We start from the raw sequence: 272 nt of genomic DNA, 5'->3' as shown, positions 1-272 counted from the left end.
GCATATTGCTGATCGACTTCACCAGCCTGGCCCCGGGCGCCATTGCGGCGACTGTCTCGCTCGACGTGCGGCCCTCCAGCGCGGCAACCGATCTTGCTACGCCGACAGCGCTGATGTCCGGTTCCTCGCCCATGTGGGCGTTCGTCCCGTCGACGAGGATGCGGCCGCTCCAGTCGATACCCTTGAGCGCCTCCGGCGCATCCGCCCAATTCGTGGCGAGGATCACCACATCGCATTCCGCAGCGTCCTGCCTGGATCCTGCGCTGGCGGCC

Annotated in this window: 1 pseudogene; it reads right to left on the bottom strand. The window is 67.3% G+C overall.

Going from position 1 to position 272, the window contains the following annotated elements:
• A pseudogene (locus SB771_RS34520) lies at positions 1-229 on the bottom strand (hypothetical protein); the annotation flags it as partial.
• Between the last annotated feature and the right edge of the window lie 43 nt (positions 230-272).

The sequence above is a fragment of the Burkholderia sp. SIMBA_051 genome (assembly GCF_046534915.1).
GTDB classification, from domain to species: Bacteria; Pseudomonadota; Gammaproteobacteria; order Burkholderiales; family Burkholderiaceae; genus Burkholderia; species Burkholderia ambifaria.
This window is presented reverse-complemented; position numbering and strand designations above follow the sequence as displayed.